This is a genomic window from Collinsella sp. AM24-1 (assembly GCF_003470325.1).
Taxonomy (GTDB): domain Bacteria; phylum Actinomycetota; class Coriobacteriia; order Coriobacteriales; family Coriobacteriaceae; genus Collinsella.
The window spans coordinates 116,480-132,403 of record NZ_QRHM01000004.1; the positions used below are offsets into that span (position 1 = coordinate 116,480).

The 15,924-nt window shown below is 58.8% G+C and carries 13 protein-coding genes; 3 read left to right on the plus strand and 10 right to left on the minus strand.

The window, feature by feature from the left end; genetic code table 11:
• Window positions 1-40 precede the first annotated feature (40 nt).
• The 4 genes from DW661_RS02750 to DW661_RS02765 form a co-directional block, all read right to left on the minus strand.
• On the minus strand, window positions 41-2,116 hold the full coding sequence (locus DW661_RS02750) for a translation factor GTPase family protein (RefSeq protein WP_118373174.1): 2,076 nt from the start codon (window positions 2,114-2,116) through the stop codon (window positions 41-43).
• Window positions 2,117-2,426: 310 nt separating this feature from the next.
• The gene (locus DW661_RS02755) at window positions 2,427-3,176 is read right to left on the minus strand and encodes an amino acid ABC transporter ATP-binding protein (protein WP_199578359.1); all 750 of its coding nucleotides are present in this window, start codon (window positions 3,174-3,176) and stop codon (window positions 2,427-2,429) included.
• Window positions 3,177-3,364: 188 nt separating this feature from the next.
• On the minus strand, window positions 3,365-4,018 hold the full coding sequence (locus DW661_RS02760) for an amino acid ABC transporter permease (RefSeq protein WP_006235606.1): 654 nt from the start codon (window positions 4,016-4,018) through the stop codon (window positions 3,365-3,367).
• 150 nt (window positions 4,019-4,168) lie between these two features.
• Entirely contained in the window at window positions 4,169-5,026 is an 858-nt protein-coding gene (locus DW661_RS02765) for a transporter substrate-binding domain-containing protein (RefSeq protein ID WP_118373178.1), read from the minus strand.
• Between the two features lie 557 nt (window positions 5,027-5,583).
• Here DW661_RS02765 and rlmD point away from each other — a divergent pair.
• Window positions 5,584-6,810: a 23S rRNA (uracil(1939)-C(5))-methyltransferase RlmD gene (gene rlmD / locus DW661_RS02770; protein WP_370448135.1), complete on the plus strand. Its 1,227-nt coding sequence runs from the start codon at window positions 5,584-5,586 to the stop codon at window positions 6,808-6,810.
• A gap of 78 nt (window positions 6,811-6,888) precedes the next feature.
• Here the strand turns inward: rlmD and DW661_RS02775 are convergent, their stop codons facing one another.
• The 5 genes from DW661_RS02775 to tilS all read right to left on the minus strand — a co-directional run bounded on the left by DW661_RS02775 (window position 6,889) and on the right by tilS (window position 13,627).
• Window positions 6,889-7,710: a phosphatase gene (locus DW661_RS02775; protein ID WP_117629855.1), complete on the minus strand. Its 822-nt coding sequence runs from the start codon at window positions 7,708-7,710 to the stop codon at window positions 6,889-6,891.
• Between the two features lie 159 nt (window positions 7,711-7,869).
• Window positions 7,870-9,060 (minus strand): pyridoxal phosphate-dependent aminotransferase, encoded by a 1,191-nt coding sequence (locus DW661_RS02780; protein ID WP_118934491.1) that lies wholly within the window; start codon window positions 9,058-9,060, stop codon window positions 7,870-7,872.
• 189 nt (window positions 9,061-9,249) lie between these two features.
• The gene (ftsH, locus tag DW661_RS02785) at window positions 9,250-11,331 is read right to left on the minus strand and encodes an ATP-dependent zinc metalloprotease FtsH (protein WP_226790708.1); all 2,082 of its coding nucleotides are present in this window, start codon (window positions 11,329-11,331) and stop codon (window positions 9,250-9,252) included.
• Between the two features lie 61 nt (window positions 11,332-11,392).
• Complete coding sequence (gene hpt / locus DW661_RS02790; protein WP_022093938.1) at window positions 11,393-11,941, minus strand: hypoxanthine phosphoribosyltransferase; 549 nt, start codon at window positions 11,939-11,941, stop codon at window positions 11,393-11,395.
• 147 nt (window positions 11,942-12,088) lie between these two features.
• The gene (gene tilS, locus DW661_RS02795) at window positions 12,089-13,627 is read right to left on the minus strand and encodes a tRNA lysidine(34) synthetase TilS (RefSeq protein ID WP_199412419.1); all 1,539 of its coding nucleotides are present in this window, start codon (window positions 13,625-13,627) and stop codon (window positions 12,089-12,091) included.
• 48 nt (window positions 13,628-13,675) lie between these two features.
• Here tilS and DW661_RS02800 point away from each other — a divergent pair, with 48 nt between their 5' ends.
• Window positions 13,676-14,485 carry an MBL fold metallo-hydrolase gene (locus DW661_RS02800; RefSeq protein ID WP_118934493.1) on the plus strand — a complete coding sequence of 270 codons (810 nt, stop codon included), beginning with the start codon at window positions 13,676-13,678 and terminating at the stop codon, window positions 14,483-14,485.
• Between the two features lie 82 nt (window positions 14,486-14,567).
• Here DW661_RS02800 and DW661_RS02805 read toward each other — a convergent pair whose 3' ends face one another.
• A complete protein-coding gene (locus tag DW661_RS02805; protein WP_040359532.1) occupies window positions 14,568-14,999 on the minus strand; it encodes an Hsp20/alpha crystallin family protein in 432 nt (143 codons plus the stop codon).
• Window positions 15,000-15,275: 276 nt separating this feature from the next.
• Here DW661_RS02805 and DW661_RS10085 point away from each other — a divergent pair, with 276 nt between their 5' ends.
• On the plus strand, window positions 15,276-15,743 hold the full coding sequence (locus tag DW661_RS10085) for a hypothetical protein (RefSeq protein ID WP_147356410.1): 468 nt from the start codon (window positions 15,276-15,278) through the stop codon (window positions 15,741-15,743).
• Window positions 15,744-15,924 lie beyond the last annotated feature (181 nt).

Genomic DNA, 15,924 nt, shown 5'->3' on the forward strand with positions numbered 1-15,924 from the left:
GCCCTTGCATCGGCATGCATGTTGCGGGCAACGCCACGCGCTACTTGGCGCGGCCCTCCTCATAGCGCTCGACCAGCTTGGCCTGAACGTCATAGGGAACCTGCTCATAGCCTGCAGGCTTCATGGTAAAGTCGCCCGTGCCGCGCGTGATAGAGCGCAGACGCGTCGAGTAATCCGTCAGCTCGGCCAGCGGCGCCTGGGCAATGACCACGGTATCGCCGCGCTCATCGGTTTCCATGCCCGTCACGCGACCGCGCGAGGCCGAGATGTCGCCCATTACAGCACCGGCGTAACTCTCGGGGATAGTCACCGTGATTTCCTCGATGGGCTCCAGCACCACCGGGTCGGCATCGGCACATGCCTTGCGCAGGCCGATGCGAGCCGCCGCGCGGAACGCCATCTCGTTGGAGTCGACGCTGTGATACGAGCCATCGTACACAGCCACGCGAATGCCCGTAAGCGGGTAGCCGGCAATGATGCCGTCCTTCATGGTCTCCTGGACACCCTTGTCCACGGCGGGGATCAGTGAGCGCGGAATGCGGCCGCCCACGACCTCGTCCACAAACTCATAGCCATCGCTCGTGCCGTCGGGCCCAATGAGCGGCTCAACGCGCAGCCAGCAGTCGCCATACTGACCGGCACCGCCGGTCTGCTTCTTGTGGCGGCCCTGGGCGCTTGCCGTGCGGCGGATGGTCTCGCGATACGGAATGCGGATCGGCACGCTCTTGGCCACGACCTTGGTGCGGTCCTCAAGGCGATTGAGCAGGACCGAAACCTGCGCCTCACCCACGGCGGAAATGATGGTCTGACCGGTCTCCTCGTCGCGGTCGATGCTCATGGTCGGATCGGCCTTACAAGCCTTCTCGATAAACGTGTAGAGCTTCTCCTCGTCGCCGCGATTCTCGGCCTCGATGGCGATGCGGTACTGCGAGTTGGGGAACTTAAACGCCGCAGCCTCGACCTTGCCGGTAATCGAGAGCGTATCGCCCGTTTCGGCCGCCAGCTTGGGAGCCACAATGATATCGCCGGCATAAGCGTGACCGACCTCGGTCATGTCACGGCCACACATCACATACAGGTGAGCCAGACGCTCGCCCTTGCGCGTACGCGCATTGATCAGCTCGATGCCCGGCTCAAGCGTGCCCGTCAGCACCTTGATAAAGCTGATGCGGCCCTGCTGCGGATCGGCCAGGGTCTTAAACACAAACGCCACCGGACGGTCATCGTCGCTCGAGATCTTAAGCGAATCACCGTCGATGAGCGGCATCTCGCCATAGTCGGTCGGCGCCGGGAAGTATGTGGCGATGTCATCCATCAGTGAGTTGACGCCCTGCTCCTTAATGCAATCGCCCGCAAAGACCGGCACAAAGATGCGCTCGGCGATCGCCTTCGACAACAGGCCTTCAAGCTCCTCCTGCGTCAGCGTCTCCTCGCCTTCCAAGTACTTCATCATCAGCTCGTCGTCGGCCTCGGCCACCAGCTCGCACAGATGGTCATGGGCCTCCTCGGCCTGGGCACGATACTCCTCGGGAATCTCCGACTCAACGGCTTCGGTGCCGTTGCAATGGCGCGCCTTCATGCGCACCAGGTCGATGATGCCGTCAAAGTCCTCGCCCTCGCCCCAGGGAAGGGTCACGGCGCCCAGGCGCGTGCCAAAGCGCTCCTGCAGCAGGTCCATCGTGGTCGCAAAGCTGGCTTCGGAGCGCGACAGGCGGTTTACGAACACCGCACGCGCCAGGCGCAGGTCCTCGGCGGCATACCAGAGCTTAACCGTCGTAGGCTGCGGGCCGGCCTCGGCGTCGACCACAAACAGAGCCGTCTCGCAGACGCTCATCGCGGCAAAGGCGTCGCCGATAAAATCGGGATAGCACGGGGCATCGAGCACATTGATGCGCGCGCCCTTCCAGTCGATCGGCGCAATGGTCGTCGAGATGGAAAATGCACGCTTGACCTCTTCGGGGTCATAGTCGAGCGTAGGCTTGGTGCCGTCGTGGCCGCCCAGGCGGGCGGTCTTGCCGGAAAGGTGGAGCATGGCCTCGGCGAGTGAAGTCTTGCCCACCCCGCCTTGGCCTACGAGCACCACGTTCCTTACATTGCCGGTCTTGGGAGCACCCATGATGACCTCCTTGCAGGGTCGCGCGCAATGCGCGACGCCAACGGGGAGAGTTCGCGGTCGGTGCCGTCCCGGGAGCAGCATGGTCGGCAGCCGAGCCGACTCACCCTCCAAATGTCCTATGCCACCACCCTACCCTCACAGGTGACTGTCCATGCACACCTTTCGGCGCACGTATGGATACGGGCGGCGAGAGGAAGGAGAACGCATGCGAGGCGATTATTGGACCCCGTCGATGCAAATAAAATGCCACCCCAGGCCGTAAGACCTGTGGCGGCATCACCTCAATTAATAATTGAGTAAATAGCTGAGCCTACCCCTCGATACGGCTCAAGAACTCACGGGTACGCTGCTCGCGAGGATGGTCGATGACCTGCTCGGCAGGACCTTCCTCGACAATACGACCACCGTCCATAAAGACCACGCGGTCGGCAACATCGCGCGCAAACTGCATCGCGTGGGTCACGATTACCATCGTCATATTCTGCGCCGCCAGGTCCTTGATGACGCGCAGCACCTCGGCCGTCAGCTCGGGATCGAGCGCCGAGGTCGGCTCATCAAAGAATAAGATTTCCGGATCAAGTGCCAGGGCGCGGGCAATGCTCACGCGCTGCTGCTGACCGCCCGAAAGCTCACACGGCACCTTGTTCTCGTTGCCCGTCAGCCCCATTTGCGCAATCAGCTCGTGAGCGCGGGCTTCCGCCTGCTCGCGCGGACGCTTAAGCACGCGGATCGGCGCATCGGTGATATTTTTCATCACGGTATAGTGCGGGAACAAATTGTAGTTCTGGAACACCAGACCAAAACGCGAACGCGCTTGCTTGGGAACATCTCCCTTCGCATAGACCGCACCCGATCCCGCATCCGTCGCAACCGCAAGGTCGCCAAACGAAAGCGAGCCACCATCGAGCGTCTCGAGCAGCGTGGCACAGCGCAGCAGCGTGGACTTACCGCCGCCCGAAGGCCCGATAATCGCCACGACCTCGCCGCGTTTCACCTCGAGCGAAATATCCTTGAGCACCTCATTGCCGCCAAACGCCTTACGCGCGTTCAATATATTCATTACCGTTCCGGACACGGGAACCTCCATGTGTTTAAAAAGTCAGCGAGCGTGTGACTGGCGAGACAATGTGCTCCGAAAGAGGAGCGCCGCGTACTTCTGTACGCAAGCGACGGCTTGAGGAGCAGATTGGCCGTCAGGCACGCGCGCAGCGTCGAGCAGTCCGCCGTTCGTTAGAACGGCGGAACGATCTAGTCATGGTAGTAATCCAATTTTTTCTCGGCGGCACCCAGCAGCATCTCGACCACAAAGTTAAAGACCCAGTAAATCAGCGCCGCAATCGCAAACGGCACCATGCTCACTTGCGAGGCAACCAGCGCCTTGGCCGTCGAGAACATCTCGCCCACGCCAATGGCAAACGCCAGCGACGTGTCCTTGACCAGCGTGATGATCTCGTTGCCCATCGCCGGCAGAATACGCTTGGCGACCTGCGGCATCACGATATACAGAAACGTCTGCACGCGCGAATAGCCCAGCACCTCGGCAGCCTCGTATTGACCGCGCGGAATGGACTGCAAGCCCGAGCGATAGATCTCGGCAAAGTAACCGGCGTAGTTGATGATGAACGCCACGACGCACGCCGTCCACTTGGAATCGGGCGTGAGCGAAATGCCAAACACGTAGTACGGGGCAAAGTAGATGGCAAACATCTGCAGCATGAGCGGCGTACCGCGCATGACCGAAATGTAGATGCGCGCAATCCAGCGGAGCGGCGCAATTTTGCTCATGCGCATAAACGCCACGGGGATTCCCAGCGGAATCGACCCCAGCAGCGTCAGCACAAACAGCTGCAAACTGACCAAGAATCCCTGGCCAAGCATCTGCATCATGACCTGAATAGACAACCCAAGCTCTCTTTCACAGTAACGGAACAGCGAACCCAATGCTAAAGCGGGTTTTCCAGGTGCTCGAGTTTGCCGTGAAAGAGGAGCGCCGCGTACTAAATGTACGCAAGCGACGGTTTGAGCGGCAAAATCGGGTGCCTGGGAAAGCCGCTATTTGAGAACCCAGTTGTCGAAGGATAGGCCGTAGCTTGCGTACTTATCGCACAGGTCCTTGACCGTGCCGTCCTCATAGAGCGCCTTGAGCGACTCGGTCACGGCATCGGCGGACTTGGTGTCGCCCTTCTTAAAGCCGACGGCGTAGTGCTCGCTGGACAGCGGCTTGTCGAGCTGCGTATAAGCATCGGGCTTGGCGGCAAGCTGATACTGGGCAATCGAAAGGTCGCAAGCCACGGCATCGACCGCGCCGCTCTCGAGCTGCATAAAGGCCGTGTTGTACTCGCCGATCGTGTCGAGCGTGGCAAAAGTCGCCGCCAGATCCTTCTGGTCACCCTCGAGCACATCCTGCGCAGCGGAATCGGTCTGGGTAATCACGGTCTTGCCGGCAAGATCGTCCCAGCTCTTGATGCCCGCATCCTTCTTTACCACCAGCACCTGCTCGTTGAGCATGTACGGCTCGGAGAACGTGTAGTCGTCCTCGCGACCCTCCATGGTAAAGCCGTTCCAGATGCAGTTGATGGCGCCGGAGTTGAGCAGCGTGTCCTTGGCATCCCAATCGATGGCCTCGTAATCGACTTCCCAGCCCTGCTTATCGGCAACGGCCTTGGCAAGGTCGAGGTCAAAGCCCGTGTACTCGCCGTCATCGCCCACAAAGCCGTACGGAGGATAGGACTTGTCAAAACCCACCACGAGCTTCTTGGACTCGGCGGCGCCCTTCACATCCTTTGCTGCGGTAGATCCGGCAGCAGAGCCCTTATCGGCACCGCCACAGCCAACCAGGCCAAGGCCTAGAACCGTAGCGAGTGAGCCGGCTAGACCAACAAACTGACGACGAGACATATCGGCATTCATGGTATTCCCCCTTGATGGCACTTTAGTTAAGTAAAGTGAATCATGTAACGTTCAGAATCATACACTTTAGCGTGATAGAGCACAAGGCGAGTTTGCCCGCCGCGTGAGGGGTGTGGGGGTTAAGTTTCCTGCTCTACAGTCCTGCTCACGACGGAGGCCACATTAAGTGGCCTCCTGTTCGTGCGGAACTCGCGATAAACTTAACCCCCACACCCCTCACGCGGCGGGCAACCGTCGTTGGGCTTATCACTGACACGAATAAACCGCTTGTATATCGTCTGCTGGCTTGGCACGGTACAATACTTGCAGCTTTAATTCATGAATTAGTGGAGTTATTGATGGCAGAATCTCGTGCGGAGCGTAAGGCTCGTCGTGCTTTGATCGAGGCAGCTGAGGGGTCGGAGGAGAAATCTTCCACGAAATCCAAGTCTTCTAAAGCTGCAAAAAGCAAATCGACCAAGAGCAGGGCTAAGACCAAGCGTTCTGACTCTCGTCGGGGCGGGGACAAAGCACCTCGGACTCGTTCCAAGCGTCCGCATAATGATTCGGTTCCATCCGTGCGTAAGGCCACGGACCCCAAGTCTCCTTGTTCCATCATGAAAACTTGTGGTGGGTGTACGGCACTCAATCGTCCTTATAAGAAGCAGTTGGCGGCCAAGCAGGCTGCTATGGAGGAGCTGTTTGCTGAGCTCTGCGAGCGCGAGGGCATTAGCGTCGACCCCATTCGCGGTATGGGAGTCACCCTGGGAGACCCGGGCAAATATCCTGCGCCGCGTGGTTTTCGTCATAAGGCTGCCACTCCGTTTGCTCCCGGCAAAGGGGGCGCTGTCCGCTGCGGCTTTTTTGAACGTGGGACACACAGAATCGTTGCTGTTCCTGAATGCCCTGTCGAGGCGCCGGGCGCTCGTCAGATTCTCAACGGCATCGCGCGCGAAGCTGAGCGGCTGCATATTCCCGCCTTTAACGAAGACAAGCATCTGGGGCTGCTTCGCTATGCCGTCGTTCGCTGCGGCTGGCGCACCGACCAGATTATGGTCACCCTCGTGACCGCTCAACGCGACCTGCCGCATGCGCAGGAGTTCTTTGAAGCCGTCGCGGCGCTTGATCCGCATATCGTCACCGTCGCTCAGAACATCAACGGTCGCCCCGGAAATGCCATCTTGAGCGAGGAGACCCGTATCGTCTATGGCGCCGAATGCATGCGCGACCAGCTGCTCGGTTGTGAATTCGACATCTCCCCTACCGCGTTCTATCAGACCAATCCGCAGCAAACCGAGCTGCTCTATCGACTTGCCATTGACGGCATGGACCTGCAGCAGGGTGACATTCTTATGGACGCTTACTGCGGCAGCGGAACCATCGGCCTGTGCGCCGCGAAGGATGTCCAGGACAAGGGCATCGGCATTATGCTGCTCGGCGTGGAGCGCAACCCGGCGGGCATTGCCGACGCACGTCGCAATGCCGAGCTCAACGGCCTCACCCGCAGCACTTGGTTTATGGCCGACGACGCCACCGACTACATCCTAGATGCCGCCGACAACAACGAGCGGATCGATGTCCTTTCCATCGACCCGCCGCGCGCCGGCTCCACCCCCGAGTTCCTCGAAGCCGCCTGCGCACTCAAGCCGCGCCGCATCACCTATATCAGCTGCAACCCCGTGACCCAAGAGCGCGACCTGCACCAGCTCCTCGACGGAGGCTATCGCCTGCTCAAGATCACGCCCGTCGACATGTTCCCCCATACCGACCACACCGAAACCGTAGCGGTCCTCGAGCGCCGCTAATCCACCCCGGTAGATTTTCGGGACAAGAAAGGGGGCGGCCCGTCTGGACCGCCCCCTTCGCTTGGTTTATGAACTCCGCTACATCCCCTTGCGCAGGTCACACACGCCGGCTGCCGCCATCTCGCGCAGCAGTGTCTCGCGGTCGCGCGTCACGATCAAATCCAGCGGGAAGTGAATCTCGTCGAGCATCTTGCGCGCGTGATCGAGCTTGCCAATGGCCATGCCAATGTGGGCATCGGTCGACACGCCAATACCCACGCCCAGCTCGGCGCAGCGCTCGGCGATCTTGCGGCATACGGCCCAATGCTCAGTGTCGACACCGTGTTCAAGACTATGGTTGTTGATCTCGATGATCTTGTGCTTGGCCTTGGCCGCCAACAGCACCTCATCGATATCGAACGGCACGCCCGAGCGCCCCGCATGCCCAAGCATGAACACCTTGGGGTGCTCCAGGGCATTGATGTACATCTGGGTCGTTTGGGCGAGCGTCGCGCCTTCGGCAAACTGCGGGTTATGCACGCTTGCCACCAAATAATCCAAATTACGCGTCACCAAATCGAACAGCGAATGCTCACGACTATACGAATCGCCGGCGATATCGAGCGAAACGGGAATGTCTTCGCCAAACAAGCTGCCGTCCAGCGAAACGATATCAGCCTCGGCACCACGCAGCACCAGCACGCCGCTCCAAATGCGCGGCCAGATATCCTGGTTAATAAAGAATTGGAAACTGCGCAGGTCATTGGGACAAGGCGTAACCATCGAGCTTAAATGATCGGCGGAACCGAGCACCTGAAGGCCGCGTTCCGCCGCCCAATAGATGTTCTCCTCGATGGTTGAGTACGCATGCGCAGAGAACATCGTATGAGTATGAATATCACAAGAAAGAAGGTAGGGCATCGGGTCTCCTTGTCCAGTATGGCCGTCGCGTATATTCATTGTACGCATAGCTTTCGGCAGTCGTAAAACTGCTTCATCCCAATCACACAACGGCATAGACAACGGGGTCTGGCTTAAAACCAAACCCCGTTTCACGTAAAACATTGTAAGCAGAGCGCTTTACTTTCGACGATATTCGTCGGCCAGCTGCTTCCAGGCAGGCAGCGAGTTGACGATTGTCTCATAGCTCACGCAATAGCCCAGGCGGAACCAACCCGGCATACCAAAGCTGTCCGAGGGAACCGCAAGCAACTCATACTTCTTTGCGCGCTCGCAAAACGCATTCGCATCGGGCTCCAACGCTTTCACCCATAGGTAGAACGCGCCATCCGGCTCAACATAGGTGTAGCCATACTCCGCTAGTGCGTCGGTAAGCGCGGTGCGGTTGCGTGCATAGGCCTCAACGTCACTCGGCTCATCGATGCAGTCGATAATTACGCGCTGGAAGAGTGCCGGTGCGCATACAAAACCCAGCGTACGGGCAGCACCCGCAACAGCCGGCATCAGACGGGCGGCCTGCGGATTGGTGTTGGGAACCAAGATCCACCCCACGCGCTCACCCGGCAGCGACAGCGACTTGGAATACGAGTAGCACACGATGGTGTGCTCGTAAATCGAGGGCACCCAAGGCACCTCGGCACCGTACACGATTTCGCGGTACGGCTCATCCGAGATGAGCATAATCGGATTCTCGGGATCGCGCTGAGCGTTGGCCTCGCGCAGAACGTTGGCCAGTCGCGTCAGCGTGTCGCATGTATATACGGCACCGGTCGGATTGTTGGGAGAGTCGATGATGACGGCCGCCGTCTTATCGCTGATCGCCTTGAGCACGTTGTCCACGCTCAGCTGGAACGTATCTTCATCGGCGAGCGCCTCAACACACGTACAGCCGGCCTTCTCAATCCAAACGCGATACTCCGGAAAGTACGGGGCGATAACAATAACCTCGTCGCCCGGGTTCGTAACGGCGTTGAGCGTGCAGGTGAGCGAAGCCGCGGCACCCACCGTCATAAAGACGTCTTTGCCCTCATAGCTCGTGCCAAAGCGGCGGTTGAGCGATTCGGCCACAGCGGCACGACATTGCGGCAGGCCCGGTGCGGGCGTGTAGCCGTGCAGCTGGTCGCTCGGCAGCTCCAGGGCCTTCTTAATCGACTCAGCCACGGCAGCGGGCGCCGGAACACTCGGGTTGCCCAGCGAAAAATCGAATACGTTTTCCGCACCGATCTGCGCCTTGCGCTCAAGGCCATAGCTAAAAATCTCACGGATGATGGAGCTTTCCGCACCGCGAGCATACATAGTTTCGTTGATCATCTGTTCCCCTTTCACATAGGCGCTATTGTACGCTTTAGCCGAGCAAAGTGCCGCAGCAATGTTGATTGGGGACAGACTTAAATGCGTGAAAACGCTCATTTAAGTCTGTCCCCAATCAACAGACGGCCCCATATCGCTCAAAAGAAAAAGCCCCCGCAGGTTTCCCCGCAGAGGCTTTCGCCACAAAGACTATTTGTCGGCGTCGGTGTCGGCATCGGCATCGACGACGGCATGGTCATCGTCAGCATCATCGGATGCGGCTTCGGCATCCTCCTGCATGGCCGCCTGCGCAAAGGCCGCGGCATCAGCCGCCAGCTCCTCCTCGCTCATGCGAGGCGCGCGCTTCTTGGTCGGCATGCCGGCCGCCTTGGCATTGCGCTCCTCCTTGGCCGCCAGGATATCGCCCTCGCGCTCAAGGTACGCATCCCACTCGTTGTCGAGCAGGGCGTTCACGGCGTCGCCTTCGACGGTCTCGCGCTCAAGCAGCACCTTCGCCATCAGATCGAGCTGATCGCGACGGGCATCCAAAATCTCGACCGCACGACGATGGGCTTCGCGCATGATGCGCTGAACCTCGATATCGATGCGGCGTGCCGTCTCCTCGGAGTAATCCTGGTGATCGGCGTAATCGCGACCAAGGAACACCTGATGCTGCGCCTCGCCAAACACTTGCGTGCCCAGCTCCTCGCTCATACCCAGGCGCGTGACCATCTCGCGCGCCATCTTGGTCGCGCGCTCCAGGTCGTTGCTCGCGCCCGACGTGATGTCGTCGCACATGAGCTCCTCGGCAACGCGACCGCCCAAGAACACGGCAAGCTCGTCGAGCATCTCGTTCTTGGTCTTGAGGAAGTGATCCTCCTGCGGAAGCTGCAGCGTGTAACCCAGAGCCTGGCCGCGGCTGACAATCGAAATCTTGTGAACCGGATCGGAGTGCTCCAGGATGTGGCCCACCAGGGCATGGCCGCTCTCGTGGTAGGCAATCGTAGTGCGCTCGGCTTCGGTCATCACGCGACCCTTGCGCTGCGGTCCGGCAATCACGCGCTCCATCGACTCCTCGACCTCGTCCATCGAGATCACGGAACGATGGCGGCGAGCAGCCAGCAGCGCAGACTCGTTGAGCAGATTTGCCAGATCGGCACCGGTAAAGCCAACGGTCATCTGGGCGAGCTTCTCAAACTTAACGTCCTCGTCCATCGGCTTGTTCTCGGCATGCACGCGCAAGATCTGCTCGCGGCCCTTCACATCCGGACGGTCGACCGTAACCTGACGGTCAAAACGGCCGGGACGCAGCAATGCCGGATCCAGGATGTCAGGACGGTTGGTCGCAGCGATCAGGATGACCGACTCGCTCTCCTCAAAACCGTCCATCTCGACCAACAGCTGGTTGAGCGTCTGCTCGCGCTCGTCGTGACCGCCGCCCAAGCCGGCTCCGCGCTGACGTCCCACGGCGTCGATCTCATCGATGAAGATGATCGACGGGGCCTGGGACTTGGCCTCCTTAAAGAGGTCACGCACACGGCTGGCGCCGACACCTACGAACATCTCGACAAAGTCGGAACCCGAGATGCTAAAGAACGGCACGCCCGCCTCGCCGGCAACAGCCTTGGCCAGCAGCGTTTTACCGGTGCCCGGAGGGCCAACCAGCAACACGCCACGCGGGATCTTGGCGCCCAGCTTGCGATAGCGATCCGGATCGCTCAAAAAGTCACGGATCTCCTCGAGCTCCTCGACTGCCTCGTCCACGCCGGCAACGTCTTCAAACTTGACCTTGGGGCGTGTGGCCTCGTTGGTCTTGGCGTTGGTCTTGCCAAACTGCATGTTCCTGTTGTTGGCGCCCATCATCTGGCGCATAAAGTAGAACATGATGGCGATAAGGGCGATCGTCGGAAGCACACTCATCGCCAAGTCGCCCCAAAAATCGGGATCGTTGGTGTTGACGATGTACTTGGTATCGGGGTGCTCCGCCATGAGCTCGGCAAGCGAATCGGAGCCGACATAGGTCGAAGAGAAGCTCTTGAGCTCGCTCGTATCGCCCTTGTCCTTCTTCGTCTTCCAGTAATGACCCGTCACGCTTCCGTCTTGAACCGTATAGGTCAGATCTTCGACGCGATCCTGCTTGATGGCGCTCACCATCTCGCTCGTCGCGAGCTTAACGGTATTGCTGGAATTGGCAAAGCCGGAGCCCATGTTAAAGAAGGCGTAGCCCAGAAGCGCGCAAGCCAAAATAAAATACAGCCAGCCCGTACGCGTGGGCTTCTTGCCTCCGGGCATCCCCGGGATCTTTGGGTCCCGGGGAGTCTGGGAATTGTTATCGTTACGGTCGTCGGGCATCTTACGAATAAACCTCCGGTTTCAAAATGCCCAGATACGGAAGGTTACGATAGCGCTCGGCATAGTCGAGGCCGTAGCCCACCACAAAGGCATCGGGGCAATGGGTTCCAACATACTTGGGCGTGATGGCCGAGACGCGGTCCTCAACGTCCTTCCACAGGAAGGCGGCGACCTCCAGAGAAGCGGGCTTGCGGCTCTCGAGGTTCTTCATCAGATACTTGAGCGTCAGGCCCGAGTCCAGAATGTCCTCGACGATCAGCACGTCGCGACCGCGGATGTCGATATCCAGGTCCTTAATGATACGCACGATACCCGAGGACTTCACACCGTCGCCATAGCTCGAAACAGCCATGAAATCGATGTTGGTCGGCAGCTCGATCTTACGCATCAGGTCGCCCATAAAGACCACGGCGCCGCGCAGGACCGCAATCAGCACCAGATCCTTACCCGCGTAGTCGCGAGTAATCTCCTCGCCCAGGCGAGAGACGATACCGTCGATATCCTCCTGCGTGAACAGAACCTTCTCGATATCCGGATGTTGAGAAGCCATGACAACCCTTTCTTGTGCTTATCGCCCACACACCGCCGTATGGACGCGAACTTCACATTTTAGCAGCGCACGGGGTATATTTTCCAGCCCGTACGCCATCAGCGCGGGAATACCGTCAACGTCGCACAGAATAGCTGGCGTGGGACGCTATTCCGCATCGACCACGCGGAGCAGATATGCCACGCGCGTTGCGGCCGTGCACTTAAAACGCTCGTCCGCGCGAACTCCGGCGACCCACACCACGGCGCCCCCCGGCGCCGTCCTCACCATGGGCACGCCGGCGCGCTCGGAAACGGGAATGCGAGCCTCACCTAGCAAGTCGGATACTTTCTTGCTTCGACCACTCATCCCTAACGGGCACATCACGTCTCCCGGTGCGGGACCGTCCACCCACAGGCGCGCCAATCGCGCCTCGGCAGGGATCTCGCCACGCGAGCCCGCCAGGATCCGCTCACTATCGCTGTCGGCAAAACCCAGAGCAGCCGCGTCTACCAAAGCTGTCACTTCCCCGGCAGCTGCAAGCTCACGGGCGCGGCGCACGATATCGCATCCCGGCTCAACGGCCATCGGTTCTGTGACCAGCATACGTCCCCCGCCCAACGGCAAACGACCGGGTACGGTAACCCAGTCCGCGACCAGGCCCTCGCGAGCCGCCGGCGCCTTGAACGCCAGCATGCCAAACTCAATGCGTGCGTCAATCCCCGCCGGAAGCGTGACCGAGCCGGCGCCCTCGGCAACGCAGGAAAGGACTCGCTCCACATGTCGCATCTCTGGACGAGCGTCCGGATCGATGCGCTTAATCGCCAGTCGCACGATGCGCCGCGCGATTACCACCTCGGCCGCAGCAAGGCGCCTGGCATCGAGCACCAGCGCGCCCGCCGCCTCCTTACGCAGGCAGCTTCGAAACGCCTGTGCCGAAAGCTGAGACAAAAACGCGTCCTCATCGCCTAAGATCTCGCAGGCGGCGCCAATCGTCTTGCAGACGCTCGCGTTGCGCTGCGCCACCACCGGCATCACTCGATGGCGCACGTAGTTTCGCAGATACGAGATATCCTCATTGCTCTCGTCTTCACGCCACGGCTGACCATGTACCTGTAGATAGCCCACGAGCTCGCCATGAGTTAGGTCGAGCAAGGGACGCACCACGATATTCCTCCGGCGAGGAATGCTCGATAGGCCAGCGGGCCCCGAACCCTTAATCGCGTTCATCAAAAACGTTTCCGCGCGATCCGAAGACGTGTGCGCGGTGCAGATACGAGCCGCCGTTCGCGGTGCCCCCGTCTGGGCGCAGAGCTCGCGAACATACCTCCGCGCCGCGGCATAGCGCACCTCGCGGGCCGCGGCCTCAATATTGCCCGACTCCCCATCAAAATAAGCGTGCTCCACGCACAGCGGTAAACCATATTTCGCGCAGAGCTCACGCACAAAGGCCTCGTCGCCATCGGACGCCTTGCCGCGCAGATGATGGTTTACATGCAGCACATGCAGGCGCTCGCGAGCAATGGGGGCAACACCGCGCCCGTCTTGGATATCCAGCTTTGATGTGCACGCCATAAGAAGCAGTGCCGTCGAGTCCGCGCCGCCTGATACCATGAGCACGACAGGAGCAGCCTGCTGCCTCGTCCGGGTCTCATCGACTGCCCCAGGCACGGCATGGTGTCCATAATGCTGAGATACCGTAGGCATTTGCTTCCTCCTCTATTCGTCCGCACCCATTGTATCCTTTGGAATCTTATGTCTCGTCTGCACCTTCATATCCTCGGCAGTGGCTCTAAAGGCAACTGCGCACTCATCGAGGGCCCGCAGGGGCTCATTATGGTCGATGACGGACTGTCTCGCCGCGAGACATTAAAGCGCATGGCAGAACTGGGGCTCTCGACAGACAACGTCTCGGCTCTTCTCATTACTCATGAGCATAGCGATCACATCAAGGGCCTCGATGTCTGGTGCAAGCACTGGCACGGCCCCCTCTTTGCCAGCAGGGGCACTCTTTCGAACAAAGAAAATCTTTCGCATCTGCCTGTCGAGGAATTCGATCCCGGCGACGCCCTATCCATTGCCGGCATCCACGTGCAAACCTACTCAACATCACACGATGTCATCAATCCAGTCGGTTATCGATTCGACGCCCTCGATGATTCCATCGGCTTTGCCACCGACACCGGAGAGCTATCGAGCCAAGCCATGAACACCCTCAAAGATTGTCGAGTCCTCGCGCTCGAAAGCAACCATGATGTGACCATGCTGCGCGAGGGAGAATATCCCCGCTTTCTTCAGGAGCGCATCCTGTCTGCAAGGGGACACCTCTCCAATGGCCAAGCCGCCGAAGCCGCGCGCGCACTTGTTACCGATCGCACCGAACAGCTCATTGCCATGCATATCAGCCAAGATAACAATCGTCCGAGCCTTACCGTCAAAAGCTATGCCAAAGCTCTGGCCGCAACCCTGGATGACGAGGTCGGCAGCTCCGCAACCCTTCTCCAAGGATCGCGAAAACTCTCGATACGCCCTGCGAGTCAGTATCAGCCGGCAACCATTCAATAGACTGTCCTAGACAGCAAAAGGGGCCGAGAATCGCTTCCCAGCCCCTTTTGCTGTCTTTTAATAGCGCAGAACACCAACGAAGTTAGTCGATGGAGATCTTCGTAACGTTCTTCTTCTCGACGATCTTGGGAACCGTAACGGTCAGGATGCCGTCAGCGTACTTAGCCGAGAGGCCCTCGCTCGAAGCGTCCTTTAGATACACGCCACGCGTCGCGCTGTACGAGCTGAACTCCTTCTGCAGGAAGTTCTTGCCCTCGTTCTCCTCGTCTTCCTCGACATTCACGCTAATGGACAGACGGCCCTCATTGAGCTCGACATCGATATCGTCCTTGGCGACACCGGTCAGATAGGCCTTGACCTCATAGCCGTCGCCCTTATCCTCAACGTCAACGGGAAACGCCTTGGAAGCAATCGAGTTGTTTGCAAGGTCGGTCATATCATCAAACAGATCGAACAGCGAGCTAGCAGAAGGACGAACGCCAAAAACCGAACGATAAGGAACCATGCTTGCCATGTTTACCACTCCTTTTAGGACTGCCGAGCCATCTTCTAGGTGACTGGGACTTCTTTTGACGCTCTTATATATGCCCACACAGTGCTTATATATACATCGACTATAAAGTTTTTTGAGTCCAGTACTATAAGCATATCTAAGTGTGTATGACTAAGGTTTTAGTAAGGTTAAGGTTCTTTGAACCAGAGCCTAAATAACAAGTATGTTCGCAGCTACAAATAGCAAGGGGCTTACAATGAGCGCGTACACGTTGTTGGTAACGAGCTAAAGGGCATCATGGACGACCAAAACCAGAACAAAATGTTTATGCCGACGCAGGGGGAAGATACTTCCACGCAGCCGCCACGGTTCCATCGCCCCCACATCTCGCAAGAGCCCATTAATGATCCTGAGCCCGAGTATGTGACGAGAAATCGATATCAAACACTCGAGGATGCCCAAACGGGACGTAAACATATGGGCGTGGCCTCGGGAGACCCTGTATATCTGAAAGACGCACCATTATCTAAAAACAGCGCAGCTAGTGAGGAGCCACTGAAAGCATCCGCCGCCAATCAACATAGAGGTCCTCGACCAAAGCAAACCTTGACGCATTCGGCTCGCTATCTCGAAACGCCAAAACAGGGAAAATCAATCTTCGTTTCGTCAAGTAAACGACGCAAGCAGCATCGACTGACAATCCTGCTTTTGATCATTGTGGCCATAGCAGTTGCCCTTGTTATTCGATTTATTGTCTTAAAATAAAAGTTCATTACCCATAAGCCCAACCGGGTTACAGGTGAACTGCAACGACATTGTGAAGCGTAAACGCAAAAAAAGGGGGAGGCCGCGAGGCCTCCCCCTTCCAAGTTCGATGACGGCTCGGTGCCGTCCACCGGTCAGCGGCGCCCTGGCCTCCCACGGGCTGACCCCGCAGTACTCTCGG